Raw genomic sequence first — 25,807 nt, 5'->3', positions numbered from 1 at the left:
GGCCCGTTCATTCAGACCATATGAGGGGCCGTGAGTGTCAAGCGCTCGGGTGATGCGTCGGTGGTCGCGGTGATGTGTTCGTGGTAGTGGGTGCGGGCGCATGGCGTTGTAGCGTTACAACGCCATGCACGTGATTCCGGTCGCTGCTTCTTCGTTTGCGCGAGCGAATGCCGGTCAGATGGCACTGCACAATCTTCACGGACACGAACAATTCGTCAGCGAACTCATTGTCTCTTCCGAGGTCCCCGCGACCAGTCTCGCGGCCGCGCGCTTTTGCGGAGTCAGTGTCGTGAGGAGTGTGATCACTTCGTCGTTTATCGGCGCGCTGCTCTTGCCCTCGCTTGGAGATCGCCACTGTCCCAGTGGCCGCAGAGCCTACGGGGAACGTAAATACCAAGGATGTTCCGGAACGGAGGAGACCGGACCACTTACGTCCGCGGAAGGAACGGGTTCGCGACGAGGATCGCCGCACCCTCCGCGTGTTCGTCGCACCCCGGGTGCTGGTCCGCGGACAATCCGAGGTGGATACCAGTTCGATCGTCGAGGACTACGCCGATCCACCGACCCCGAGAATCTGGGGTGCCGGTGGATCGGCGGGTGGTCGCGCTCGTTGCGGACTACTGCGTTGAATTTGAGCGGGTGTGTCCGTCCTCAACGTCCGTCCGCTCCACGACCCAGGCCGCGACCTGCGTCCGGGAGGTGAAACCCAGTTTGTCCAGGATGTGCTCCACGTGCCCTTGTGCTGTCCGTGGGGAGATCACGAGGCGCTGCGCGATGGCCTGATTGGTCAGGCCCTCAGCGATCAGGTCGGCGACTTGGCGTTCCCTCTTCGTCAGTCGCGGTGACGCGTCGACGTCGGGCGTGGAGGTGCTGGGCGGTTCCTCGTGGAGGGCGTAGGCGATTGCCGCGTCGAAACCGAGCTGTTCACCCCTGCGGTGGGCCACTCCGAATGCTTTGTCCCCGAGTTTTTGCCGGGACTTCTCTTCGCATTCCTGGTGGTAGACAATCAGATCGGAATAGATAACCACGGTGCTTCCCACCGACCGCGCCAGCCCTTCAGCGGTCCCCAGCAGAACTGCTGCCCGGAGTGCGTCGTGTTGTTCGAAGCTGATCCAGGCCAGCGCCTCGATGCAGGCTGTGGCGATGCGCGGGCTGTGCACTTTCCTGATCAGCTCCAGTGATTGTCCGAGAAATTGCACCGAACGATCTGTATCACCCTGCTGCCACACTGCAATGCCCAACGCCCACAGCGAGAGCGATTGGTACATCTTCTCGCCATACTTTTTCGTGATCGCGAGGACACGCTCGAGGCATTCGACAGCCTGGTCAGTCGAGCCGCGCAGCCCATACGCTAACCCCAACGGGTACAAGGCGGCCACTTCGAGCGTTCGGTCACCGTGGGTGCTGAACTCGGCTACGGCGGTTTCGAGGTGAGAGGACGCGTGCTTATGATCACCGCTGTAGAGGGCCAGCATGCCGTCGGCAAACGAGACGAGGGCGCGGATCATGGGATCGCTGGTCTGCGCGGTGAGCTCATGCCCCTTCGCGACGAGTGCGGCTCCGGCCAGGCGGTCACCCTGCACATTGGCCATCATGCCGGCGCGTTGGAGTGCCTTGACCCAGTCGAGGGTGGGCGGGCCGCTCTGGTGGGCGAGGAGTTGGTCGAGCCAACGCCGCCCCTCGTTGTAGAGGCCCTGGGAGCCCCAGAACAGGAACAGTGTGGCCGCGGTGCGTAGTCCTGCGGCGGGGTCGTCGTCGACGCTGAATTCGAGGGCTTCCCGCAGATTCGGTTGTTCCCGCTTCAGACGGGCGATCCAGTCGAGCTGGCGGGCACTGATCCACTCGGCGTCCGCGGCCAGCGCCAACGCTTCGCACCAGTCCAAGTGCCGGCGGCGCAATGCGATGCCCTCACCGGTCTGCTCGAGTTTCTCGTAGCCGTATTCGCGGAGGGTCTCGAGCATCCGGAACCGCACCACCGACCCGTGCTCCTCTCGGATCAGGATCGACTTCTCCACCAAGGATGTCACCGTGTCGAGCAGCTCGTCCGGATCCAGGTCGGCCCCGCAGACCTGCTCCGCCGCATCGAGTTCGAAGGTCCCCGCGAACACCGCCAGCCGACCCCACACCAGCTGTTCACGGGCGGTGCACAACTCGAAGCTCCAGTCGATACTCAACCGCAGCGTCTGTTGCCGCGTCGGCGCGCCCCGGTCGCCGCGGGTCAGCAGGGAGTAGCGGTCGGTCAGCCGCCCCAGGATCTGCTCGGGCGACATCGCCCGCAACCGGGCCGCCGCCAATTCGATCGGCAACGGCAACCCGTCGAGCCGGTGGCAGATCCCGGCCACCGTCCCCGCATTGGTTTCGGTGAGCACGAAGCCGGGAACGGCGGCGGCGCCGCGTTCGGCGAACAACGACACCGCATCGTATTTGGGCAACCCTCGCAGCGACGGCTTCCGCTCGGGATCGGGGAGAGCCAGCGGCGGAACCCGCAGCACCGCCTCCCCACCGATACCGAGGGGTTCACGGCTGGTGGCCAGAATCCGCACCCGCGGACACGCCCGCAGCAGGAGGCCGGCGAGTTCGGCGACCGCGTCGACCACGTGCTCGCAGTTGTCGAGGACCAGAAGTAGTTCCCGCGGTGCGAGGAACTCGATCAGGACCTCCCGCAGCGGCCTCGCCGAATGATCCCGCAACCCCACGGCAGCAGCCACCGCATCGACCAGCAACGACCCGCCGCGCAGTTCACCCAACTCGACGAGCCGCACACCGTCGTCGTACCCGCGCTGCACAGCCGACGCGACCCGCATCGCCAGCCGGGTCTTCCCGACACCCCCGATCCCCGTCAATGTCACGAGCCGGGAGCCGGTCAGCAGGTTCTTCGCCTCCGTGAGCTCGTGCCGGCGGCCGACGAAACTGGTCATCTCCAAAGGGAGACTGCCCGTCGTGCCGAGCGTCGAGGGCGCCGGTGACCGTCGTCCGCCGTGCGACGTCGGTGGAACGTCGTTCCCCTGCGCACCCGGTTCGGCGCGCAGGGCCATCTCGTCGACCGGGAAGCCGTGGTGGCGTTGCAGGCTGCGCAGTTCGTCTCCGAAGTCGGCAGCGGTGGCCGGGCGCTGACCCGGTGTCCGGGACATCGCCCGTGCGATCACCGCGGACACATCGTCGGGGATCCCCTGCTCGGTCAGGTCGGGGACCGGTTGCGTGGTGATCCGCAGGAACTGCGCGACTACCTGCTCACCGCTGCGGCGTTCGAACGCGGCATGACCGGTGAGGGCACTGAACAGGGTGGCGCCGAGCCCGTAGACATCGGCCGCCGGGCTCGGTGAATCACCCGCGAGCACCTCCGGCGCCGTGAAGGCCGGCGACCCGGTGACGGCACCGGTGGCGGTCTCGAAGCCGCCGGCGATGTGCGCGATCCCGAAATCGGCCAACTCCGGCTCGCCGTAATCGGTGAGCAGAATGTTCGCCGGTTTGACGTCCCGGTGCAGGATCCCGAGCCGGTGCGCCGACTCCACCGCACCCGCCATCTTCACCCCGAGCCGTAGTGCCTGATCCAACGGCAACGGACCGTCGCGGCGGATCCGGGCATCCAGGGAATCCTGCGGGTGATACGGCATCACGATGAACGGACGGCCGCTGTCGGTGGCACCGACCTGCAGAATATTGACGATGTTCGGGTGCCCGGTCAGCCGGCCCATCGCCCGCTGCTCCCGGAAGAACCGGGCCCGGTTCTCCTCGTCGAGATTGACGGTGAGGACCTTCACCGCCACCGTGCGATCCAGGTCCGCCTGGGTGCACCGGTAGACCACGCCGTAACCGCCGCGGCCGATCTCCTCGGCAGCGTCGAAGCCGGTGCCCGCCAGCTCCGCGGCCGAGGAGGGCGGATACCGCTGCGTGTCGCGCGGATCACCTTCACCCATCACGTTGGTCTACTCACTGCCGCCTGCTCATGGTCTCGCGTGCTGGACCCAACGGCACGACCAGCGCAAACAACCCTGCATCCACTCTCGATGCCCGATCTCAAGGATATCGCTGACGGGTGCCATGAATCTGAGATACAAGCCGACCGACATGACTGAACGGGAAGGTCCGATTGGTCCGGCTAATCCGACGACCCGGCGACCACCGCCCGCCGAAGTCTTGAGCTCGACGCCAGGTCCTGAGCCACCGCTCGGGATCGGCGACCGGATTAATTCCATACAAACCGGATCCAAGCGGCGATGGGTGTCACTCCGACGGCCCCGCCGGCGCAGCGGCGCGCACCTGGTCGAATCCGAGGGACGACCGACACCGGCCGAGGTATACCGAACCTGACCGCGACCCGGCCAGGGCGGGCAGGTCCGTGTCCATCAGTGGGCTGAAACTATCCTTCAGCGGTCAGCTTCACGGCCACTACCGGGCCCTTTCATGACCGCCTGTGGCGTCCCCTAGGAAGTTTCGGAAGAACGTTGACACCTCCTGCCGTTCGCAATACTGTATGTACATGCATGATCTCGAACACACGCAGTCTTCCGTGTGAGGTTCGGCATAGAGGAACTCCGTGGGGGCGTTCCGCGCTTTGACGCTCCGGTTGGACGAGACGCAGTCACCGGGCAGCGGGTGAAAGAACCGGATCACATGCAACAGAAATCGAATGGAGTGTTCTTATGACGTCCCACGACGCGGTCGGTTCCGAATCGTCTGGTCCTCCCAATTCGGGTACGTACTCGAAAAAAATGGAGATACGCGCCGTCACGAGCGGCGCACTGGGTTCTGCCCTCGAGTATTTCGACTTCGCATTGTATGGCGCACTTTCCGCTACGCTCTTCCCACAGCTTTTCTTCAGCGACCTGGGGCCGACCGGAAGCGTGCTCGCGTCGTTCGCGACGTTCGGTGTCGGTTTCGCTGCCCGGCCACTGGGCGCTCTGATCTTCGGCTATTTCGGAGACCGTTTCGGGCGAAAGCCGGTGCTGCTGACCACGCTCGTGATGATGGGACTCGCGTCCGTGGCGATCGGACTACTGCCGTCCGGGCAGGGCATCGGTGTGGCTGCGATTCTCGTTGGCTTGCGCTTCATCCAAGGCGTCTCCCTTGGTGGTGAGCTGGTGGGCAACCAGTTGATGACGATGGAACATGGTGACCAGAGCCGACGTGGCCTCCTCGGATCGGTGATTACCGTCGGCTCGCCCCTCAGTCAGGTGCTCGCCAACCTGGCGCTCGCCGCACTGAGCACTTCGCTCACCACGCAACAGTTCGAGTCGTGGGGTTGGCGGATTCCGTTCCTGTCGAGCATTCTGATGGTGTTCGTCGCCATCTTCATCCGCCTCAAGCTCGAGGAAACCCCGGCGTTCGTCGCCGAGGAGGAGAACCGGGCTGCGGCGCCCAGCGCAGGCGGCAAGGGACTGGCCGTGCTGTGGTCGCATCCGCGTACCGTCACCACGCTCATCCTGGTCTGGGGCGGTCCCGCACTGTCCTTCTACCTCGTCGCGGTCTACGGGCTCAGTCATCTGACGAACAACACCGGCATGTCCCGCGACAGCGGCTTCCTGCTGCTGATGATCGCCAATGGGGTGTCGATCGTGGGCTGCCTCAGTGGTGGCTTGCTTTCCGATCGAATCGGGCGTAAGCCGGTGATGGTCGCCGGCATGCTCGGGTGCATCACGGGCATTGCGGTGTTCTTCCCGTTCTCGGGGCCCGAGCACATCTTCATTACCGGTGCCAGCATGGCGTTGGTGCTCACATCCATCCAGGCTATGGCCGGTACACAGCCGGCCCTGTTTGCCGAACAGTTCCCCACTGAGGTGCGTTTCTCGGGTGCGGCTCTGTCGCATTCCATCTCGAACCTGATCTTCGCCTCGCCCTCGGCGTTCGTCGCCGCGGGGCTGGGAGCGCTCGGTGGCACCGGACTCGTCGCCGGATTCGCGCTGACCATCCTGGTGGTCTCGACGATCGCGGTGACACGGACCCGCGACGGACGCCACCTCGACCTTGCTGCCTACACCGAGATCAAGAACCGCGGAGACGACGGATCCGATTCGGAGTCAACCCCGGCGCGACAGACCGTGTGAAGTAGTCCCGCGCCCCGGGTCGAATCGGCCCGGGGCGACGAAGCCAGCAGTTTCACACGGCGGCAACCATTCTGTCGCCGCGTGGCGGGGGCGGAGCCGAGGTGCGACCCGGCTTCCCCCCCGCGTCGACGTATCCGAAACCTTCACACCAACGTATGCTGATTCGAGATTCCGTACACTGGGAGCGGGGTTCACCCCTGCCGGGACGGTCCGACCTTGCGTGAGTGTCGTGCGTTGGCCCGCCGAAACCCTGCAAAGATGTGCAGACGAACCGACGAAGAGGTGGAAGAGGCAATGTCCAGCACGGACAGCACTCCGGCCCGCGGGGCCGAACACAGAACGGTCAGCCGAGTGATGGCGATCCTGGAGGTCATCATCGCCAGCGAACCGGAAGGCCTCCGTCTTGGCGAACTGTCAGACGCCATTGGAGCACCCAAATCGTCAATCCACGGATACGCCAGGGGGCTGGTCACCACCGGTTACCTCCGCGAGCACGAGGGTCGATACCTGCAGGGACCCGCGGTCTCGACGTTGCTCGCCATCGGCGGACAGCAGGTCCCAGTCGGGTACCATCATGCACTGGAGCAACTTTCGAAGGCGTGCGACGAAACCGCCATCCTCTCGATTCTCGTGGGTAACTCCGCCATCATCGTCGACCTCGTCGAGCCGACACAGACGATCCGTGCATCACCGCCGATGCACCAGCGCAATCCACTGTGGCCGGTGAGCTACGGCAAATGCTTCCTCGCCTTCATGGAACCGCGACGCCGAGACGCCTACCTCCGACGGATCACCGATAACCCAGCCGAATGGGACCGGATCGCCGAAGAACTGGCGACCGTGCACGACACCCGCATCGGCTACAACCGGGGCGAACGCAATCCGGATCTTTTCGGCGTGGCGAGCCCGATCCTGCTGCACGGCAAGGAAGTCACCATGGCCATCGGCCTGGCAGGACCGGCCGCGAGGATGGAAGCACAACTCGACCGAATATCGAAGAGCGTCCTCGAAGCCGCAGAGCTTCTGTCGAACACAGGTGCCCGAGACTAAGGCTCGACTCGACCAGGTACAACGGCCACGTGCCGCCCGAGAATCTTCGGGCGGCACGAGCCGTTGTACCTGGTCGTTCCTTACGCGGTGCCGCGCGGGTCTCTCGCGCTACGTTCGAGCGCCTCCCGGTGCTCCGGCGCCGCGATCCGGACCAGCTTCCGGGCACGTTCTGCATCAGTGCACCCGGTGAGCACGGCGACACCGTGCTCGGTGACAACCGCATCCACGTCAACCCGCCCCGTTGTGACGAGCCCTGACAAAGTGGGGACGATCGTCGAGGTCGTACCACCGGTGCGTGAGGGCACCGTGGAACGCAACGCGATGATCGATCGGCTACCCGTCAGCGCGGCGGCACGGCTGAAATCCACCTGGCCGCCCACAGCTCCGATGTACCGTCCGCGTGCGAGCTCCGCACCCACCTGACCGGACAGATCGATTTCGATCGCCGAATTGACGGACACGAACGAGCGCAGCTGCGACAACACCACCGGTGAATGCGTGTAGGACGTAGCGCGAAACTCGATGGGCAGATCCGCAATTCGGCAGTATCCGTCGTTGGTGCCGAAGGCCGAGCCGGTGACGACGATGCCCGGGTCGATTTCCTTACGGGCTCCCGTGACGACGCCTTTCTCGATCAAGGCAAGCACTCCGTCGGTGATGATGCCGCTGTGGAATCCGAGATCGCGATGGCCCGCCAGCGCATCGAGTACCGCGTGGGGCAACGACCCCACCCCCATCTGCAGGGTGTCCCCGTCGTCGATGATCGATGCCACCTGGCCGGCGATGGACAGGTCCACCTCGTCGGGAGCCCTGACCTGAACCTCGAGGAAGGGGCGATCCGTTTCCACCACGGCAGCGAACACCGACAACGGCAAGCGAGGGCCGCCTGTGGTGGCCGGCATCCGATGGTTGATCTCCCCGATGAGGGTCCGTGTGTGGGGGATAGCGTCGGCCATGTAGTCGACCCCGACCCCCAACGTGACCAGTCCCTCCCCGTCCGGCGGCGAAACCTGGACGATGCCGACGTCGCAAGGAAGTCGGCCGGCGGCGAACATGCGAGGCAGCGCGGAGTAGTGACAGGGCACCACCACGAGCCGGCCGCCGCGGGAAAGGTGGCGCAGCTCGCCGAGGGCGCCGTAGGAGGTCATCGCCAGCGCATCGGGCAGCTCCCGCCTCAGGCGGGGATTCCAGGACGCGCCCGAGAAGGCCGTGACGGGACCGATCCGATCGGCGGCGTCGATCAACGCGTCCACGAGGGGAGTCGGCTCGGCGCCGCCCTGACCCCACCAGATGCCGTCTCCCGAGCGGACCAGCCCCGTCAAGTCCAACATGGCTGCACTCACACTCTCTGGACGAGGGTGGCCGTACCGAGTCCTCCGCCGCAACACATCGTCACAAGACCGATCTCCACGTTTCGACGCTCCATTTCGGACAGCAGTGTCGCGAACAGGCGGGACCCGGTGGTGCCGACCGGATGTCCGAGGGCGATGGCACCTCCGTTGACGTTGACCCGCTCCATGTCGGGCTTGAGTTCCTGTTCCCAGGCGAGCACGACCGAGGAGAAGGCCTCGTTGACTTCGACGAGGTCGATGTCGGCCATCGTCATACCGTTGCGCTCGAGCAACTTTCGTGTCGCGGGAATCGGTCCGGTCAACATGATGGACGGGTCGACGCCGACAGTTGTCTGGTCGACGATGCGGGCGCGCTTCGCCAACCCGAAGCGGTCGACGGCGTCGTCCGAGGCGAGGACCAGACCGGCGGCACCGTCGGTCATCGGTGAGGACGTTCCGGCGGTGACGCGCCCGGTGTCGGGCCGGAACACCGGCGCCAGCGCCGCGAGTGATTCCGCGCTGATTCCGGGTCGGATGCCCTGATCCGACGTGCGCAGTGCGCCGTCGAGATGCAGCGGCACCATTTCGCGTTCGAACCGTCCCTCGGCCACCGCGTCGGCGGCAAGCCGGTGCGACCGCACGGCGAATTCGTCCATCGCCGCGCGGCTGATGCCCCACTGCTCGGCAATCCGTTCGGCGGCCTCGCCCATGGCGGGGAAGTCCCATGCCTCGAGCAGCGAGGCCGGCCACGCAGGACCGTAGAGCTTTTCGATCTCGCCGGCCGCGGACATCGGGATGCGACCCATGTGCTCGACGCCACCGGCGATCACGACGTCGTGCGTGCCAGAGGCGACGAACGCGGCGGCCATGGCGACCGCGGTCTGCGCGGACCCGCAGCGACGGTCCACCTGGACAGCCGGCACGGTGGGTGCGTAGCCCGCCGAGAGCCAGGCGTTGCGGCCCACGTTGCGGGACTGTTCCCCGAAGGGCGAGGTGGTGCCGACGACGATGTCCTCGATGTCGGTGTCGGCCAAACCGGTGCTCGCGAGCAGCGCCTTGTAGACCTCGGCCAGCATCGTGGTGGGGTGCACCTCGCGGTACCACCCCTTCTGCAGGTGACCGCGTCCCATGGGCGTGCGGAGGGCTTCTACGATCCAGGCGTCGCGCCTGGTGCCGGCGAACGCCATCAGATCACCATCCCGCCGTCGACGGGCAGCACCTGCCCGGTGATGTACGCCGCCGCATCGCTTGCAAAGAAGACGAACGTGCCCGCGATCTCGTCCGGGGATGCCCACCGGCCGAGCGGAATCCGGGCGAGCGTCGTCTCGGAGAGCTTTTCGTCGGTGCGTAGGGTGCTGGTCATGTTCGTCGCTGCGAGGGGCGCGACCGCATTGGCGGTGATCTTCCGCCTGGCGAGCTCCTTGGCGAACGATTTCGTCAGACCGATGATCCCGGCCTTCGCCGCACCGTAGTTGACCTGGCCGATGGTACCGACGAGTCCGGCCGCGGAGGTCACGTTGATCACGCGACCGGTGCCGTCGTCGGGCAGGTGGGGCAGTGCAGCCTGCGTGACGGTGAAGGTACCGCCGACGTGGACGTCGAGCACGAACCGGAACTTTTCGGGAGTCATCTTGGGGAACATCGCCGGGGCGATGACGCCCGCGTTGTTGACCACGATGTTGAGGGTGCCGCCGCCGAGGTCCGCCGCTTGCTCGACGGCGGTGGTGGCCTGGTCGGCGTTCGTCACGTCGAGGGCAGCCGCTTGGGCACGTCCACCGGCGGCCACGATCCGGTCGGCGACCGCGGCGGCCGCGTCCTTGTCCCTATCGGTGACGAGCACAACTGCACCGGCAGCGGCGTAGGCCGTCGCGACGGCGGCGCCGATGCCGCCACCGGCACCGGTGACCAGGGCCGAACGGCCCGCGAGAGTGAAGGAATCGGACATCAGTAGCTCCTGGGAAGTCGGAGAACGTGCTCTGCGAGGAAATTGAGGATCATTTCTTGGCTGATGGGGGCGATCCGGGTCAGCCGGGCTTCGCGGAAGTACCGGGCGACGTGGTATTCCTCCGAATAGCCCATGCCGCCGTGGGTTTGTACCGCGCGGTCAGCGGCGTCGAAGCCGGCGTCGGCGCACAGATACTTCGCGGTGTTGGCCTCGCGGCCACAGGGCAATCCCTTGTCGTAGAGCCAGGTTGCCTTGCGGAGCATCAGCTCGGCGGCATCGAGTCGTGCCAGCGAGTCGGCGAGCGGGAATGCGACGCCCTGGTTCTTGCCGATCGGTCTGCCGAAGACTTCGCGCTCGTTGCCGTACCGGACCGCGGCGCGCAGGGCGGCGCGTCCGATGCCGAGGGCTTCGGAGGCGATGAGGCACCGCTCGGGATTGAGACCGTCGAGGATGTACTTGAAACCCTGGCCTTCTTCTCCGACGCGATGTTCCTCGGGGATACGCAGGTCGTCGATGTACAACTCGTTGGAGGTGACCGCGTTGCGCCCCATCTTCCGGATCGGACGGATGTCGACGTGGGCGCGGTCGAGATCGGTGAAGAACAGCGTCAGCCCGTCGGTCTTGCGGGCCGAGTCCTCGTATTTCGCTGTGCGGGTGAGCAGCAGGACCTTCTCCGACTCGACCGCCTTGGAGATCCACACCTTGCGGCCGTTGACGACGTAATCGCTGCCGTCGCGGCGGGCGAAGGTGGTGATGCGGGTGGTGTCGAGACCAGCGCCCGGCTCGGTGACGCCGAAGCAGACGTGCAGGTCGCCGTTGGCGATCCGGGGAAGGTTCTCCTTCTTCATCTCCTCGGAGCCGTGCACGATCACCGGGTGCATGCCGAAGATCGACATGTGGATCGAGCTGGCACCGTTCATGCCGGCTCCCGATGCGGCCACTTCCTCGAGCAGGATCGACGCCTCGGTGATTCCGAAACCGCTGCCGCCGTACTCCTCGGGTGTGGTGATGCCGAGCCAACCGCCCTGTGCGAACGCGTCGTAGAACTCGGTGGGGAATTCGTGCGCCTGGTCCTTGTCGAGCCAGTACGTGTCGTCGAATTTCGCGGCTAGTTCGGCCACTGCTTTTCGGATGGTTTGCTGGTCGTCGGTGAGCTCGAAGTCCACGTTCCGGCCTCCTCAGCATTCGGGAGTATGAATATCCGTACGATATAGTGAATGATGGGTATGGTCAACGCAGCGGTCGACGACGGTTCTCTGAACCCAGATAGCAGACCGGCGTCGCAGATGATCGAGATCGATAGAGCGGAGGCTCCATGCGCACAGAAGATGTAGGAAGTCCGGGACGCGCCCGGTCGGCTGTGACCGAGGAGGTGCTGACCGCCGAACCGGCACTCGACACGACAGGACGAAGCTCCCGGCGAATCGTACAGCGCGGCTTGTGGTTCGAGGAGATGGAGCTCGACACCGTCTACGAGCACCGACCGGGCCGGACGGTCACCGAGACCGACAACGTCCTCTTCACGACGCTGACCATGAATACCCAGCCGCTCCACCTCGACCAGGCGGAGAGCGAACAGCTCGCACCCTTCCACGACCGCCTGGTGAACTCGATGTTCACATTATCGACACTCGTGGGACTGTCGGTGGCGCAGTTGACCCAGGGCACGATCATGGCCAACCTGGGATTCTCCGAGGCAACGTTTCCCCACCCGGTGCGCCACGGCGACACCATCTACGCCGAGACCGTCGTCGCGAACAAGCGGGAATCGCGCAGTCACCCGAACGCCGGCATCGTCACCTTCGCCCACACAGCACGCAACCAACGGGGCGAGATCGTCGCCGAGGCAACCCGCACCACGCTCGTGAGGAAACAGCCATGAGGCAGTGGACTCCACCTCCAGGATGGTTGTTCTGCCCCGCCGATCGGCCGGAGAGATACCGAAAAGCATTGCAGCGGGCAGACATAACGGTCCTCGACCTCGAGGACGCCGTCGCGCCCGAACGCAAGGACGCCGCCCGCCGAGCCGTGGCCGAGCTCGTGAACGACGGAGAATACGACTTCGAGCGAACCGTGCTTCGCATCCACGGTGCCGGCAGCTCCGAACACACAGCAGACCTGCACCTGCTCCGCGAGACCTCCATCGGGCGCATCATGCTGGCCAAGGCCGAGCGGGCCGCGGACCTCGCACAACTCGGCCACCTCGAGGTGATCGCCCTGATCGAAACGCCACTCGGTGTGGATCAGTGCTCCTCGATCGCCGACGCCACCTGCGTCACCGCTCTGATGTGGGGCGCCGACGACCTCGTCGCCGGGCTCGGTGGACTATCGTCCCGATGCCCCGACGGTCGGTATCGCGACGTTGCCCGATACGCCCGGTCGCGGGTTCTCGTTGCCGCCAAAGCCCGCTCCTTGGTCGCCATCGACGCCGTCTACATGGACATCCCCGATGTGGATGGTCTTCGCGCCGAGTGTCTCGACGCGGTGGCGGTGGGTTTCGATGCCACCGTCGCGATCCACCCCACACAGGTCGACGTCATCCGTGATGCGTACGCGCCGTCCGCCGATCAAGTGCGATGGGCCCGAGACCTGCTGGCGGCGACGAACAACGGCCGCGGGGTGACCACCTTCGAAGGTCGGATGGTCGACGGTCCGGTCTATGCGCAGGCACGCCGCATCCTCGCCCGCTCGCGCCACACCCGCGAGCGAGGTGAACGCGCGACCGATCCGGCGACTGCCTGACACACCCCATCGAGAGAAGATGTTCAGCGCGGACGCGCTGCAAGACCAGGAAAGTGAAGGACTCGGACAATGGCAGTAATGGTCACCGGAACAGGCTTCGTCGGAAGCTACGTCGTCAGAGACCTGTTGAAAGCCGGCAAGAAGGTCGTCCTCTACGGTTACTTCGGCGGCAGGGGAGAACCGGCGGACATCGAGCTGCCCGATCTAAAATTCCTCGACTACCTGCTCGGGGGAGATCTCTTCGACAAGGTCTCCGTCGTCGTGGGTGACATTTCGGAGCAGGCGGCCGTCAGGGCCACCGTCGAAACCAACGACGTCGACTCCATCGTGCATCTCGCCTCGATGGTCGGCGCCGCGTCGGAGGCCAACGCGCCGGCCGCCGTGCGGGTCAATGCCGGGGGAACGGCAAACGTCTTCGAGGCCGCCGCCCAGCTCGGAGTGAACAAGGTGGTCTGGGCGAGCTCGGTCACGGTCTTCGGGCCCCGATCGGAAGGACCGCAGGGCCTCATCACCGACGACAGCGACTACGACCCCAGCAGTGTCTACGGGGCAACCAAGGTGTTCTCCGAGAATTTGGCCACCCGGTACTACGAGAACTTCGGGCTCGACACCGTCGGGCTGCGTTTGAGCCGGGTCTACGGCTTCGGCGAGCACGTCAAGGCGGGTCGGGGAGGCGGTTCGACGTGGTTCCTCGACGCGATTCATGCCGCTGCAGTGGAGTCCGGCCCGGCGCGGTTCCTCTTCGGGGATCACAGCCTCGACTTCCACTATGTCGAGGATGTATCCGACGCATTCGTCCGGGCCCTGGAAGCCCCGAATGCCGGCGGCAGATGCTTTCTGACACATGGCGATTACCGGCCCATCGAGGAGGGATACGAGTTCCTCCGTGCACTGCTGCCGGGGGCGGATCTCTCGTTGGAGAAGGGTGGCGGAGACGGCCTGCCCGCCGGCTCCACCATGGCATGGGCTCGTCGCTACGACGCGAGCAAGGCCGAGGCCGAACTCGGCATCCGCAGCCGTTACTCGATGGAGGAAGGTCTCTACCGGACCGTGAACCAGTATCGCCGGTATGCGGGTCTACCCGAGGTTTCCCGCCCCGCGTCGAGGTGACCTCTGCCGGTCCGGATCCCGGCTCGCCGACCCGGCGAAGCACCTCGCCGGAGCATTGACCGACTTTGGTGTATGTATGCGCATACGCAATCCCGACCGGCCCTGACCTCGACCACGCTGGTTCGCACCCCTGACAACACTCCCGAATCGCGAATACACGGCGGCGCGGGACGTCGAAGGCTGCACTCCTGATGGACATTCCGGGCGTGAGAGGTCGTCGAAGTCGACGTGGACCAGCCCCGGGACAATGAAGTGCTGCCTCGCACCATCGCGTCCGGGCTGCGCCATTCCGACAAGCACCACGCTGAGACAGCGACCGGCAGCACCTGCCGTGCTGCCGCGGTCACGAGGGCTCGGCGATCGTCGAAGCGCTCGGTCCAACATGACACATCCAGGCCCTGCACCACCCGGAATTGAGGGAGACAGATGACCGACACCACCGCACTGCCCGTTCGCCCGGCGAGCTTCGACGAGCTCACGGCGCTGATCGGCAAGGAGCTGGGCCCCACCGACTGGCACGACGTCACCCAGGAACGCGTCAACGCCTTCGCCGACGCGACCGGCGACCACCAGTGGATCCACATCGACCCCGAGCGCGCCGCCGCCAGCCCGCTCGGCGGCACCATCGCGCACGGCCTGTACAGCCTGTCCCTCGGACCGGCCCTGTCGGCGACCCTGCTGCGATTCGACGGCTTCGCCCACCGCCTGAACTACGGCTACAACAAGGTCCGCTTCCCCGCGCCGGTGCCGGTGGGTTCACGCATCCGGATGCGCGCCACCATCCAGTCCGCCGAACAGGTCGGCGGCGGCATCCAGGTGACCATGAGCCAGGTCGTCGAGCGCGAGGGTTCCGACAAGCCGGTGGTCGTGTCCGAGTCCGTCGCGCGTGTCGTCGAGGCCGGATAACCCTGATACCAGGATGGCGGCGGTGTCATCACGGTTCCGCTCGGCGACGGGAACCGGCTCGGCGCCCGGTGCCGCGGCTCGCCTGAATTCCTAGATACAGGCACCACGAACACGGGCACGGAGGGACTGCGATGTACGACGGGTCCACACTGCGCGGCATGGTCCTTCACGACACACCGTAGGACGCCTGGCCGGCCCTCCCGAACGGAGGTGTATCCGCGCAGTGACGAACATGCCCTGTCCGGGCCTGGCCGGACAGGGCATTTCTTTCGTGGGAACATATTCGCGGTGCGGAACCCACCTTCGGTGCGGTATCGGACCCCGGCGCCCCAACGATCCACATGACCTGCCCTGACCGGCTGCGGAGCTGACCCACCGGCCGTGGACAATCGATGACGCCGACGGCACCCGTATGCGGGTGCCGTCGGCGTCATCGATTGTCGGTCAGCGATCGAGCGCCTCGAGAATCGACTTCGTCTCGAGATAGGCGTCGAGTCCCTCGGCACTGCCGTCCCGGCCCCAGCCGGACTGCCGATATCCGCCCTGCGGGATGTGAATTCCACCCGCACGGTGGACGTTCACCCCGACCCGGCCGGCGCGCAACTGCCGTGCCACCGCGTGCGCCGACCCGATGTCCCTGGTCCACACGCTCGCGGCCAAGCCGTAGTCGGTGTCGTTCGCCAGCACGATTGCTTCGTCGACCGAGCTGAACCTCATCGCACCGATCACGGGTCCGAAAATCTCCTCCCGTATCACCTTCATCTCGTGGTTCACATCGGCCAAAACGGTCGGTTCGAAGAAGAATCCCTTGCCGTCGACGGGCGATCCGCCGCTGACGACACGGGCACCGTCCTCGACGCCGCCGCGGACGTACTCGGCCACCCGGCTCACCTGCTTCGCCGAAATCAATGGTCCGAGTTCGACTCCCGGTTCGCTGCCGTGGCCCATCTTCAACGCGCGTGCCGCTTCGCCGACACCGTCGACGACAGCGTCGTACACCGAATCGTGGACATACAGTCGCGTACCGGCCGTGCAGATCTGACCCGCGTTGTAGAAGACGGCCGCGGCCACCGCAGGGATCACCTTGTCGATGTCCGCGTCCGGCAACACGACCACCGGGGATTTACCGCCCAGCTCGAGTGTCAGCTTCTTCAGATTTCCGGCTGCCGCGCCGAGGATCAGTTTGCCGACTTCGGTGGAACCGGTGAAGGACACTTTGTCCACACCGGGGTGTGCGGCAATCGCAGCCCCTACCGTCGTCCCCGATCCGGTGACGACGTTCACGACACCCGCGGGTACCCCGGCCTCTTCGAGAAGCGCGGCGACCCGCAGCGTCGTCAGAGGAGCTTCCATCGCCGGTTTGAGGACGCAGGAGCAGCCCGCGGCGAGGGCGGGGGCAAGCTTCTGCGCTGCCATCACCAAGGGGGCATTCCACGCGGTGATCAGACCCGCGACCCCGATCGGCTCACGCAGTGTGTACGCGTGCACACGCTGCTCCGCCGGGCCGATCTCGAGTGTTCTGCCGTGAATTTTATCCGCGAACCCCGCGTAGTAGCGGAACGCGCTGATCGCTTCGCCCGCCATCGCATAGGCGTGCGCGAACGGCAAGCCCACGTTCGCACTCTCGAGCCGCGCCAACTCGTCGCGGTGGGATTCGAGGAGCTCCGCCACGCGCCAGAGCACAACGCCGCGGTCGGCCGGCGACAGCCGCCGCCACCGACCGTCGTCGAACGATCTCCGTGCCACGGCAACGGCCCTGTCCACGTCTTCGGCGTTCCCCCGCGCCACCCGCGCGATGACGTCGCCGGTGCCGGGGTCGAACACGTCGAAGGTCTCGCCCGTCAGCGATGCGGTTTCGGTCCCGTCGATGATCATTCCGCGTGGAGTGGCCGGATCGCTGCGTCCTCCCTGTGGGGTTACGACGATGTCTGTCATCAGAGGTGTTTCGCTTTCGTCAGGAAGCGTGAGGGGCGCCGGTCGAGCGTTCACAGCGTGCTACTGAGCTCGGAACTGTGGTGTACGGCGCTCACGTGCCGCGACGATGCCCTCGCGGAAGTCTGCCGTCAGCTTGAGGGAGGTCTGGTCCGTCCAGTCTCGTTCGAGAGCATCGCGCACAGCATCGGCGAGGTCTCCGTGGAGTCGTCGACGGATCGCCGCCACCGCCAGTGGCGCCGAGGCTGCGATCTCGGCGGCATAGGATCGGGCCTCGCCGAGCAACAACGCTTCGTCGTCGGTGAGCCGATCGCACAGCCCGATCTGCAGGGCTTCGTCTCCGTAGATCGTGCGACCGGTGTAGAGCAGATCGCTTGCCCGCTGTAACCCGATCAGGCGCGGAAGGGTGAGTGAGAGCGCGAATCCTTGGCTGAAACCCAGTCGCGCGAAGTTCGCGGAGAAGCGGCTTTTCGCGGTGGCGATACGGAAATCCGCGGCGAGAGCCAACCCGAGACCCCCACCGATGGACGCGCCGCGCAGCGCCGCGACCACCGGAGCGGAGCGTTCGAACAGTCTCGGAACCACCTCGTAGATCGGCGAGGTGGCGGCGCCCGGAGCCGCGGTGTCGTTGCCGGCGAAATCGGCTCCCGCGCAGAAGTGCCGGCCGTCACCGTAGAGCACGATTGCGCGGGCGCCGCGGGCGCTCAGGTCGTCGAAGGCATCTGCGAGCGCGGTCAGCAGACCCGCGCTGAGATAGTTGTAGGGGCCTCGCTCGAAGGTGACGGTACCGACGTGCGAACTGTCGAGCTCGGTGTCGAGGACGAGTTCGGGTGTCATCGCACGCCAACCTCGACAGCGTTCTCGACCAGGTGGTAGTCGCCGAGATCGGCGTTGTTGAGCAAACTCCAGAATTCGACGAGCTCCCAGGGGTTGTTCCCGACCACGCGTCCCTTGTCGTTGCGGACGTAGGTGGTCATTCCCTGGTGGGTCCAGATCATCTGCTGGTGACGTTCCTGAACGGCGTCGTTGTAGGTCTCGAAGACGTCCCGCCGGCATTCGACTTCACCGACGCCTGCTTCGAACATCGCGCGCAGGGTCTTGAGCACGTAGTCGATCTGGCATTCCATCACGAAGATGAATGCGCCGCCGTGTCCGAGCTGTGTATTGGGTCCGTACAGGACGAACAGGTTGGGGAAGTCGGGAACGACCGTACCCAGGTACGCGCGGGGGTCGGTGTCGTCCCATGCATCGCGGATGCTCAGGCCGTTGCGGCCCTTGATCGGCAGGGGAGAAAGCATGCGGGCGACGTTGTAACCGGTCGCCAGGATGATGACGTCGACCTCGTAGCTGTTCCCGTTGCGGGTGTGGATGGTGTTTCCCGAGATGTGATCGATCCCGTCGTCGGCGTTGTCGACGAGCGTCACCTCAGGACGGGTCAGCATCCGGAACCAGCCGTTGTCGAGCAGCATGCGCTTGCCGTACGGCGGGTAGTTCGGGATGACGTTTGGAGCGAGGTCCTCGCGGTCGCCGAGTTCTTCACGGATGTACCGTTCGAAGAACCGCCGGTGCCCGGCGTTGATCGCATTGATCGAATGCTGCGTGTCTTCCCAGTTCGGATCCTTCTGCAGCGACGGATACGTCTTGCTGTCGAAGATCCAGCTGAGCCTGATGCGGTACCAGTGCTGGTACAGAGGGACTTCGCGCATCAGGAACCGGATCGGGTCCGGGACCGGCTTGTGGAACTTCGGGAAGGGCGCCGCCCACTGCCTGGACCGTTGGAAGATGGTGAGCGAGTGAACGTCGTCGACGATGGCGGGGGCGAGCTGCATGGCGCTTGCACCGGTGCCGACGACCGCAACCCGCTTGCCGGTCAGGTCGAGTTCCGAATCCCAGCGCGCGGTGTGGACGACGGGCCCGTCGAACTCGTCGAGTCCGGCGATATCGGGGACGATCGGCTCTGCGAAGAGCCCGACAGCGCTGATCAGAACATTGGTGCGGATGATCTCTTCCGTACCGTCGGGATTACGGAGACGGCTCACCCAGATGTGCTCGCACTCGTCGTATTCGGAAGCGAGAACTTCGGTCCCGAAACGGATCTCGTCGTAGATCCCGTTGCGCCGAGCAGCACCACGGAAGTACTCGTCGATCTCCGCCTGCGGCGGGAAGTACCGGCTCCAGTCGCCACCATCGAAGGTGTACGAGTACAAGTGACTTGGCGTGTCGACGCTGCATCCGGGGTAGCGGTGCGAGTGCCAGACGCCGCCGGTGTTGCTCTGCTTCTCGACGATGATGTACGGGACGCCGGCCTGCTGGAACTTGATGGCTGCGCAGATTCCGGACATCCCGGCTCCGACGATCAATGCGGTGAAACCCGCTGGGACGAGTCCATTCAGTGAGGGGGTGTCGGGTTCGGAAAAGGACTTCAGACGGGCGGTCATGATCCCGGCGTATTTCTCGGGGACGGGTGCACCTTCGGAGGCCGTCATCATCTCGACCAGCAGCTCGGGCGACGGTTCCGGGACGGCGATTTCACCGTCGCGGTGCCACACGCGGATCGCGTCGAATGCACCGTCGCGGATCCGGTCCTGAATTTCGGTGGAAAGACCGCCGGTGTCGTTGTCGTCGACACCGCGGCTGCGCACCGGCCGGTACGGCTCGTCGAGCCAACGCTTGTCGCCGGTCAGCTGCACCAGCACGAGAAGCAGCGTGGGTATGTTGGCGACGCCGATTGCGTCGCGCAGCTGTTGGTCGAAGTCGGTAGCTTCCGGCTGGTCCCGGTCTGCGGATTCCGTGGTCGTGTTGGACAAGGCCACACCTTCCCCTCGTGATGAGCGGGCGCCGATGTTCGCGCTCCGCGACCGCCGATCGGCGGCATTCGGTATTGTGAATACACGTACGGTATATCGAAGATCGTACGGCCGGGTTCCGTTCCGGTCAACATGCGGAGCGATGCAGTTTCGGCCACGAAGCGGGGTAGGTGCAGTGTTGCGGACCCACCGCGCAGGGATGCATTGCGGCACGAGGCGTCCACGCCGGAAGCGGCGAACACGACGTCCCACGAGTGGTTTGCCGCAGAGCAGAGCAGGGCCGGAGTTCGCGAAGCATGTCACCTGCATCGCGCCCGGCCGAGCCGAGAGACGGTCGGTGCTGTCACTGCCTCGCGATAAGATCGTGGAGACCCTCACGCAATGCGACATCCGTCGGCAGCGAGACCTGCCGGTAGAACAGTTTTTTGGTTGCCGCGACGAGGGAGGCGTCGAATCGCGCATACACGGCAGCAAGCGCGAGCGCCTCCGCGTCGACACTGTGCTCGGCAATGCGATTGACCACGCCGCACGCCAACGCTTCTTCGGCACCGAGACGGCGGCCGGTGGTGACGAGTTCGAAGGCCAGGTTGCGGTTCATGTGCGCGAGTGCACTGGGTATCACCAGCGGGGGGTAGGCGCCGTTCGGCAGTTCGGGGTAGCCGAGGGAGAACGCCTCACCTGCTACGACCAGGTCGGCGCTGAGCGCCAATGCGGCACCGGCGCCGAGCGCCGGGCCGTGGACCGCCGCCACCACGGGACTGGCGAGCGTGCTCGGATACGCCAGGACGTCCGTCATGATCCTGGCGCGGTCGATCACGGGTTCCGTTTGTCCGGTGCGGAATTCGGAGGTGTCACCGCCCGCGCAGAAGACCGGCCCACACGCCTTCAACACGATCGCCCGCACGCCCGCGTCTGCGTCGGCGGCGGTGTACGCCTGCAGTAATTCGGTGAGAAGCTGCGTGTCGAGCGCGTTGCGCTTGGCGGGCCGGTTGAGCGTAATGAGGCGCACCAGACCGCTGTCGAATTCCCTATCCTCGACCAGCACGGTGTCGTGTCCCTCGGATGTCGACCGGGTCATCTCACTCCTCGAAGAGTTCCGTCTTCCGTTGCCGCAGGGGCATCTCCGCTCTGCCCCCGATGCTCGTGAACGCGGGACGGAGCAGGTCTGCGCCTGTGGATCCGAACGCGCCGGCGGTCACATTCTCGACAATATGTGTTTGTAATCTCGTATGCAAATACGATAACCTGAATGCCAGGGTGCCACGGTGCCATGCATCGACCGCGAGTTCGGTAGCCCGAATACACCGATCTCCACGGGCCACGAGTGTGGGCCCGAACGGAGACCGGTAGCGGCGACTGTTTCCGCTCGCACCAGTGCGAGGGCCTATGAGAGGACGCAGCAATATGAAACGTGACGCGACAATGCGGTGGCTTGCCGGCGTGCATGTGGTCCAGGTAGGGCGGTCGGTCGCTCTCCAGGTTTCCGGTGCCGCACTGGGACAACTGGGCGCCGCCGTCAAACAGGTGGCCACCCTGCGAGACGTCGACACCAACGCCGACGTCGTATTGGTCGACCGGATCGAACGACCGGCAGTCCTCCCGGACGGACACGCCCCGACCGCCGACGAATACCTCGAATTCGTCGCCGCCAACAACCGCGGCGTCTGGGTCACCGCCAGCGCCTTCGGGCTGACCGATACCCGCGCCGACATGTTCGCGTCCGATCTCACTCTGCTCGCCGCCAGCGGCATACTCGGGCACTCGCGCACCGGGGACGAATTCGCACCTACGGTGCCGCCGGGCACGGTGGCACTCAAGCTCGTCGGTCACCTCACCGTCGTCGCCGCCCTCCACGGCCTCCACGCCCGCCGCGCCGGAAAAGGACCGGTGCACGCGGACCTCTCGGCGCAAGCCGCGATCATCGCGACGGGACTGTCACTCGAGATGGCCCACGCCCTGTCGCGTTGCCCGGACGAAGGCGGCAGCGCCCGGTACGGCGCCCCCTCGGGCTTCGTCGACTGCCGCGACGGTGCGGTCTACGTCCTGGTGATGGAAGAACACCAATGGCGGGCCTTCCGCTCGGTCATGGGAACCTCGCTCGAATCGGTCACCACCCTCGAAGACGCCCGCAAACAGCCCGACCACGTCAACTCCCAGCTGGCGTCCTGGGCATCGACCCGCACGGCACAGGAGTGCGAGGAAGTACTCCAGGCGGCGGGTGTCCCCTGTACCGCCGTCAACGCCGTCGACACCTTCGCCGAGCGATCCCGCGCGCTCGGCCGGAACTTCGACCTGTCCGGACCCGACTGCTCCGTGCTGCCCGCCCAGATCACCGAGGTGCCGAAGGAAACCGGCGCCGACTCCGGGGGTAGGCGCCTGTCGGATCTTCGGGTACTCGACGCCGGACATGTTCTCGCAGTACCACTTGCCGGAGCCTGGCTGGGCGCGATGGGCGCGCAAGTCGCCAAACTGGAAGACCTCGACCGGCTCGACGTCTACCGCCGCCGAGGTCCGTTCGTCGACGGAACACCCGGCCCGAATCGCAGCGCGTATTTCAATCAGCTGAATTTCTGCAAACGTCCGCTGCAGTTCTCGGGCGCCTCCTCGCCTCGCGCAGTGGACCTCGCCTCGTTCGACGTCGTGATGGAAAACCTCAGCCCACATCGGGCGCAGGCCATCGGTGTCGACGACACTTCGGTGCTCGCCCAACAGTCACCGAAACTTCTGCTCTCGTCCAGTGGATTCGGGCGCACCGGCGCGTGGGCCGGTTACCGCGCCTACGGCCACAACATCCACGCCTTCGCCGGACTCGTCGATGCCACCAAGGACGCACGTGGCGGTATGGGGGACATCGGCACACCGTGGGCCGACCCTCTGACCAGCGTCATCCTCGTCACGTGGACACTGGCCTGGTGCCTGGCGGATTCCCACACCTCCAGCCTGGCGCTGGATATCTCCATGGCGGAACTCGTCGCCGTCCAGATCGCCGAACTCGCCGGGCCCGATCCGGTCGATCCTTACGCCGCACGAGAATCCGAAACCGAATTCTTCATACGCGAACATGCCACGGGACGGCTGCTCGCAATCACCCTCCGCAGCGACGAGGAACGCGCCCGCTTCGAAGCGGCTACGGGTGTTCGGGTGCCTTTGATCGACCGCCGCGTTCCTCTTATCGACCAGGAGCCGACCGATCCGGACGGCCGTGACCTCGAGCGGGCACTCCTCGAGCAGGGACTAGCGGTGTCCGTTGTCCACACCTCGGCGGGACTGGTTCGAGACGAATTCGTCAGAGACACCGAACTGTTCCGTTCCGTGGAGAGCCCGAGCGTGGGCCGGTACGAGGTGACAGGTTTGCCGTGGACGTTTGTCGGTGACGAGGTGCCGCCCCTTCGACCCGCACCCGAACTTCCGGCGTGCGACTGAGGCAGCTTGGTGGGCGGTGCTCTGCGGAGGCGCCTTGGCGAACTTGAGCGACGACGAGGCACAAGACCGTCTGCTCGCCGCGCGGTTGCGAGCGTTCCTCGTGTACACCGCGGCACAGTTGGCACACGAGGAACACCTTCGTGCGAGCGAACTGTTCCAGACTGTGGAGCCTGCCGTGGACGGTCACCGGCCGGACCAAGCGTCCGCTCACCGCTGCACCGGAACGCAGTGCGACCGCAGATCGCATGTGACAAAAAGTCCGCCACCGGCTCCGCGTGAGCGAAATCGAGCAACTGATTAGCTTCATTCGTGTGTCGCTGTGTCCGAACCGGAGGTGTCCGAGTCGATCTCGGTCCTCGACGGTGCCAGGCACCGAGATGCCGCCGTACAGCTAAGGAGATTCATGTGAAAGGTATCGTCTTCCCCGGGAACGACCGGGTAGAACTTCGAGAGTTCCAGGACCCCGAACCGGGATACGGAGAGGTGGTCGTCGGTGTCCGGGCGTCGGGCATGTGTGGCAGTGATCTGCACGCGTACCACGCGCCGGCTGCCGATGGGCAGGATCTCGTGATCGAGGGCCATGAGCCGTGTGGTGTCGTCGAGAAGATCGGCGAAGGGGTTCCGAGTCATGTTGCGCAGGTGGGCGATCGCGTGATGATCCATCACTATTGGGGATGCGGCACCTGTAGCGAGTGCCGTTCGGGGTGGTCTCAACTGTGCACCTCGATGGAGCCCCGTATCAGCTCGGTCAACGAGCACGGCGGGCATGCTTCAATGATCAAGGTCCCTGCCGCACAGATCCTGCCGCTACCCGATGAACTGAGCTTCAAGGCGGGGGCCGCCATCGCGTGTGGAACGGGCACGGCTTGGGGAGCGCTGCTACGCCTGGGTGACGTGGGAGGAAAGACCCTCGTCGTGGTCGGGCAAGGCCCGGTCGGGGCCTCCGCCACCATGCTGGGCGTCGCTCTAGGGTGTGTCTCCCAATGATTTGTGGTGTTGTGCTGCAGACTCTTCGGTGTGGCAGACGTTGTTGATCGGTTTGAGGTGTTGACGGACAAGCAGTGGGAGTTGCTCGAGCTGCTGTTGCCCAGTTCCGATGGGCTCCGGGGGCGGAAGTTCCGGAACAATCGTGTGGTGGTCGAGGGGATGCTGTATCGACTGCGGACCGGGTTGCCCTGGCGAGATCTCCCGTCGCATTTCGGGCCGTGGAAGACGGTGTGGAAGCGACATCGCCGCTACGCCGGAGACGGAACCTGGGATCGGGTGCTGACGGCTCTGGTCGCGATGGCCGACGCCGGCGGGAACCTGGACTGGGCGGTATCGGTCGAGTCCACAGTGGTCCGTGTCCATCAGCACGGTGCGAACGCCGCCCGCCACACAGGGGGATCTACCGAATTACACGAACCTGCGTGACGAGCCTGCCGATCACGGCATCGGCCGGTCGAGGGGCGGGTTGACCAGCAAGGCGCACCTGGCGTGCGACGGTCACGGGCGCCCACTGTCGGTGCTGGTCGGCCCCGGCCAAGCCGGTGACAGTCCGATGTTCGCCCGCGTGCTGGAGGGCATCTGCGTGCCGCGGCTCGCGGGCGGAGCGCACCGCACGCGCCCCGACGAGGTCCGGGCCGACAAGGCGTACTCATCACGGGCCAACCGGGAGCTGCTGCGCAGCAAGGGCATCAAGGCGGTGATCCCCGAGAAGACCGATCAGGCAGCGAACCGGGTGAACAAGGGCCGCGCGGGCGGGCGGCCGCCGAACTTCGACCCGGAGTCCTACAAGGGGCGCAACGTGGTCGAACGGGCCTTCAACAAGGCGAAACAGTGGCGTGCGGTGGCCACTCGCTACGACAAACTCGCCCTCACCTACCGCGCCGGATTCCTGCTCGCCGGCATCGTCGAGTGGCTCAAGTTATTGGGAGACATGCCCTAGGAGCCCGGGTGATCGCGGTCGACCTGTCGGATGCGCGGCTGCAGAAGGCGCTGACGTTCGGTGCGGACGCGGTGGTCAATCCGGCAAACGAAGACGTTGCCGACGCGGTTCGCAGGCTCACGGGAGGCACCGGCGCCGAGCTCATGATGGAGACCTCTGGCAACAGTCGGGGCGCCCAGTCGGGCATCGACAGTCTCGCGATTTGGGGGCGTGGGTGCTTCGTGGGTGTGGGAGCGGATGTCCATTTCAACACACGTGACACCCTTCGCAGGCAGCTGACCCTCCTGACCTCGTGGACGATGTCCACGGTTGAACAGATGCGGTGCGCGCGATTCGTCATGGAACGGAATCTTCCAGTCGACGACCTGTTTACGCACACGTGGTCTCTGGGCGACGCAGAGGATGCGTACCGGTGGTTCAGTGAGCAGACCGATGGCAAGGGTGCGTTCGTGCCCTGACCGTGGTTGCCGAAGTTCCCGGCCCGGGTTGTCCTCGGAAGGCTGGCGCGGATCGCGAGACGTGCGTGGCTCGGGTCATCTCGGGTATGTCGACGCGAACCGTGCCAGCTTTGTCATGTGGCGAGACTGACC

19 protein-coding genes are annotated in these 25,807 nt (G+C 65.5%); 10 read left to right on the top strand and 9 right to left on the bottom strand.

The genetic code is table 11. The annotated features are described in order from the left end of the window. Positions 1-617: 617 nt before the first annotated feature. Entirely contained in the window at positions 618-3,917 is a 3,300-nt protein-coding gene (locus JWS14_RS44185) for a protein kinase domain-containing protein (protein ID WP_206016611.1), read from the bottom strand. Positions 3,918-4,712: 795 nt separating this feature from the next. Here JWS14_RS44185 and JWS14_RS44180 point away from each other — a divergent pair. Together JWS14_RS44180 and JWS14_RS44175 are read left to right on the top strand one after the other, a co-directional pair. Further along, positions 4,713-6,044, top strand: coding sequence for an MFS transporter (locus JWS14_RS44180; protein WP_206016610.1), 1,332 nt, complete (start codon positions 4,713-4,715; stop codon positions 6,042-6,044). Positions 6,045-6,338: 294 nt separating this feature from the next. Continuing rightward, complete coding sequence (locus tag JWS14_RS44175) at positions 6,339-7,094, top strand: IclR family transcriptional regulator (RefSeq protein ID WP_206016609.1); 756 nt, start codon at positions 6,339-6,341, stop codon at positions 7,092-7,094. Positions 7,095-7,174: 80 nt separating this feature from the next. Here JWS14_RS44175 and JWS14_RS44170 read toward each other — a convergent pair whose 3' ends face one another. Genes JWS14_RS44170 through JWS14_RS44155 form a run of 4 tightly spaced genes read right to left on the bottom strand, consistent with a single transcriptional unit; the run spans position 7,175 to position 11,536 of the window. After that, positions 7,175-8,425 (bottom strand): acetyl-CoA hydrolase/transferase family protein, encoded by a 1,251-nt coding sequence (locus tag JWS14_RS44170; protein WP_206016608.1) that lies wholly within the window; start codon positions 8,423-8,425, stop codon positions 7,175-7,177. A gap of 8 nt (positions 8,426-8,433) precedes the next feature. Continuing rightward, positions 8,434-9,612, bottom strand: coding sequence for a thiolase family protein (locus tag JWS14_RS44165; RefSeq protein ID WP_206016607.1), 1,179 nt, complete (start codon positions 9,610-9,612; stop codon positions 8,434-8,436). Continuing rightward, positions 9,612-10,370 carry an SDR family oxidoreductase gene (locus JWS14_RS44160; RefSeq protein WP_206016606.1) on the bottom strand — a complete coding sequence of 253 codons (759 nt, stop codon included), beginning with the start codon at positions 10,368-10,370 and terminating at the stop codon, positions 9,612-9,614. Before JWS14_RS44160 ends, JWS14_RS44165 begins: the two co-directional genes overlap by 1 nt. After that, positions 10,370-11,536 carry an acyl-CoA dehydrogenase family protein gene (locus tag JWS14_RS44155; RefSeq protein WP_206016605.1) on the bottom strand — a complete coding sequence of 389 codons (1,167 nt, stop codon included), beginning with the start codon at positions 11,534-11,536 and terminating at the stop codon, positions 10,370-10,372. Before JWS14_RS44155 ends, JWS14_RS44160 begins: the two co-directional genes overlap by 1 nt. Before the next feature lie 149 nt (positions 11,537-11,685). Here JWS14_RS44155 and JWS14_RS44150 point away from each other — a divergent pair, with 149 nt between their 5' ends. The 4 genes from JWS14_RS44150 (at position 11,686) to JWS14_RS44135 (ending at position 15,128) form a co-directional block, all read left to right on the top strand. Then, entirely contained in the window at positions 11,686-12,252 is a 567-nt protein-coding gene (locus tag JWS14_RS44150; RefSeq protein ID WP_206016604.1) for a MaoC family dehydratase, read from the top strand. Further along, complete coding sequence (locus JWS14_RS44145; RefSeq protein WP_206016603.1) at positions 12,249-13,112, top strand: HpcH/HpaI aldolase/citrate lyase family protein; 864 nt, start codon at positions 12,249-12,251, stop codon at positions 13,110-13,112. The genes JWS14_RS44150 and JWS14_RS44145 overlap by 4 nt, the downstream gene beginning before the upstream one ends. 69 nt (positions 13,113-13,181) lie before the next feature. After that, the gene (locus JWS14_RS44140; protein WP_206016602.1) at positions 13,182-14,222 is read left to right on the top strand and encodes an NAD-dependent epimerase/dehydratase family protein; all 1,041 of its coding nucleotides are present in this window, start codon (positions 13,182-13,184) and stop codon (positions 14,220-14,222) included. A 426-nt stretch (positions 14,223-14,648) separates the two neighbouring features. Then, positions 14,649-15,128, top strand: coding sequence for a MaoC family dehydratase (locus JWS14_RS44135; protein WP_206016601.1), 480 nt, complete (start codon positions 14,649-14,651; stop codon positions 15,126-15,128). A gap of 444 nt (positions 15,129-15,572) precedes the next feature. On the opposite strand, the gene JWS14_RS44130 is transcribed toward JWS14_RS44135, so the two are convergent. From JWS14_RS44130 to JWS14_RS44115, 4 genes are all read right to left on the bottom strand, one after another. After that, entirely contained in the window at positions 15,573-17,063 is a 1,491-nt protein-coding gene (locus JWS14_RS44130; RefSeq protein WP_206016600.1) for an aldehyde dehydrogenase family protein, read from the bottom strand. 60 nt (positions 17,064-17,123) lie between these two features. Continuing rightward, positions 17,124-17,897: an enoyl-CoA hydratase/isomerase family protein gene (locus JWS14_RS44125; RefSeq protein ID WP_206016599.1), complete on the bottom strand. Its 774-nt coding sequence runs from the start codon at positions 17,895-17,897 to the stop codon at positions 17,124-17,126. Continuing rightward, on the bottom strand, positions 17,894-19,873 hold the full coding sequence (locus JWS14_RS44120; RefSeq protein WP_241031793.1) for a flavin-containing monooxygenase: 1,980 nt from the start codon (positions 19,871-19,873) through the stop codon (positions 17,894-17,896). The genes JWS14_RS44125 and JWS14_RS44120 overlap by 4 nt, the downstream gene beginning before the upstream one ends. 337 nt (positions 19,874-20,210) lie before the next feature. Then, positions 20,211-20,945, bottom strand: coding sequence for an enoyl-CoA hydratase/isomerase family protein (locus JWS14_RS44115; protein ID WP_206016598.1), 735 nt, complete (start codon positions 20,943-20,945; stop codon positions 20,211-20,213). A gap of 326 nt (positions 20,946-21,271) precedes the next feature. On the opposite strand from JWS14_RS44115, the gene JWS14_RS44110 reads away from it, so the two are divergent. From JWS14_RS44110 to JWS14_RS44095, 4 genes are all read left to right on the top strand, one after another. After that, positions 21,272-23,290, top strand: coding sequence for a CoA transferase (locus JWS14_RS44110; protein WP_206016597.1), 2,019 nt, complete (start codon positions 21,272-21,274; stop codon positions 23,288-23,290). 405 nt (positions 23,291-23,695) lie between these two features. Beyond that, positions 23,696-24,277: an alcohol dehydrogenase catalytic domain-containing protein gene (locus JWS14_RS44105; protein ID WP_206016596.1), complete on the top strand. Its 582-nt coding sequence runs from the start codon at positions 23,696-23,698 to the stop codon at positions 24,275-24,277. 30 nt (positions 24,278-24,307) lie between these two features. After that, positions 24,308-25,217, top strand: a protein-coding gene (locus JWS14_RS44100) for an IS5 family transposase (RefSeq protein ID WP_420855166.1) whose coding sequence is annotated in 2 segments (ribosomal slippage) — positions 24,308-24,700 and positions 24,702-25,217 — 909 coding nt in all. Because the reading frame shifts where the segments join, the coding sequence is not laid out codon by codon here. Positions 25,218-25,225: 8 nt separating this feature from the next. Beyond that, positions 25,226-25,675, top strand: a complete 450-nt coding sequence (locus JWS14_RS44095) for a zinc-binding dehydrogenase (protein WP_241031791.1) — start codon at positions 25,226-25,228, stop codon at positions 25,673-25,675. The last annotated feature ends 132 nt before the right edge of the window (positions 25,676-25,807 follow it).

The sequence above is a fragment of the Rhodococcus koreensis genome, from assembly GCF_017068375.1.
Taxonomy (GTDB): Bacteria; Actinomycetota; Actinomycetes; order Mycobacteriales; family Mycobacteriaceae; genus Rhodococcus_F; species Rhodococcus_F koreensis.
Note: the sequence above shows the minus strand (reverse complement) of the source record. Positions and strands in the feature narration are given on the sequence as shown.

Coding starts and splice junctions, on each gene's coding strand:
- JWS14_RS44130 (WP_206016600.1), bottom strand. CDS start 17,063: ATGACAGACATCGTCGTAACCCCACAGGGAGGACGCAGCGATCCGGCC.
- JWS14_RS44135 (WP_206016601.1), top strand. CDS start 14,649: ATGACCGACACCACCGCACTGCCCGTTCGCCCGGCGAGCTTCGACGAG.
- JWS14_RS44160 (WP_206016606.1), bottom strand. CDS start 10,370: ATGTCCGATTCCTTCACTCTCGCGGGCCGTTCGGCCCTGGTCACCGGT.
- JWS14_RS44170 (WP_206016608.1), bottom strand. CDS start 8,425: ATGTTGGACTTGACGGGGCTGGTCCGCTCGGGAGACGGCATCTGGTGG.
- JWS14_RS44115 (WP_206016598.1), bottom strand. CDS start 20,945: ATGACCCGGTCGACATCCGAGGGACACGACACCGTGCTGGTCGAGGAT.
- JWS14_RS44150 (WP_206016604.1), top strand. CDS start 11,686: ATGCGCACAGAAGATGTAGGAAGTCCGGGACGCGCCCGGTCGGCTGTG.
- JWS14_RS44110 (WP_206016597.1), top strand. CDS start 21,272: ATGAAACGTGACGCGACAATGCGGTGGCTTGCCGGCGTGCATGTGGTC.
- JWS14_RS44180 (WP_206016610.1), top strand. CDS start 4,713: ATGGAGATACGCGCCGTCACGAGCGGCGCACTGGGTTCTGCCCTCGAG.
- JWS14_RS44140 (WP_206016602.1), top strand. CDS start 13,182: ATGGCAGTAATGGTCACCGGAACAGGCTTCGTCGGAAGCTACGTCGTC.
- JWS14_RS44145 (WP_206016603.1), top strand. CDS start 12,249: ATGAGGCAGTGGACTCCACCTCCAGGATGGTTGTTCTGCCCCGCCGAT.
- JWS14_RS44185 (WP_206016611.1), bottom strand. CDS start 3,917: ATGGGTGAAGGTGATCCGCGCGACACGCAGCGGTATCCGCCCTCCTCG.
- JWS14_RS44175 (WP_206016609.1), top strand. CDS start 6,339: ATGTCCAGCACGGACAGCACTCCGGCCCGCGGGGCCGAACACAGAACG.
- JWS14_RS44165 (WP_206016607.1), bottom strand. CDS start 9,612: ATGGCGTTCGCCGGCACCAGGCGCGACGCCTGGATCGTAGAAGCCCTC.
- JWS14_RS44125 (WP_206016599.1), bottom strand. CDS start 17,897: ATGACACCCGAACTCGTCCTCGACACCGAGCTCGACAGTTCGCACGTC.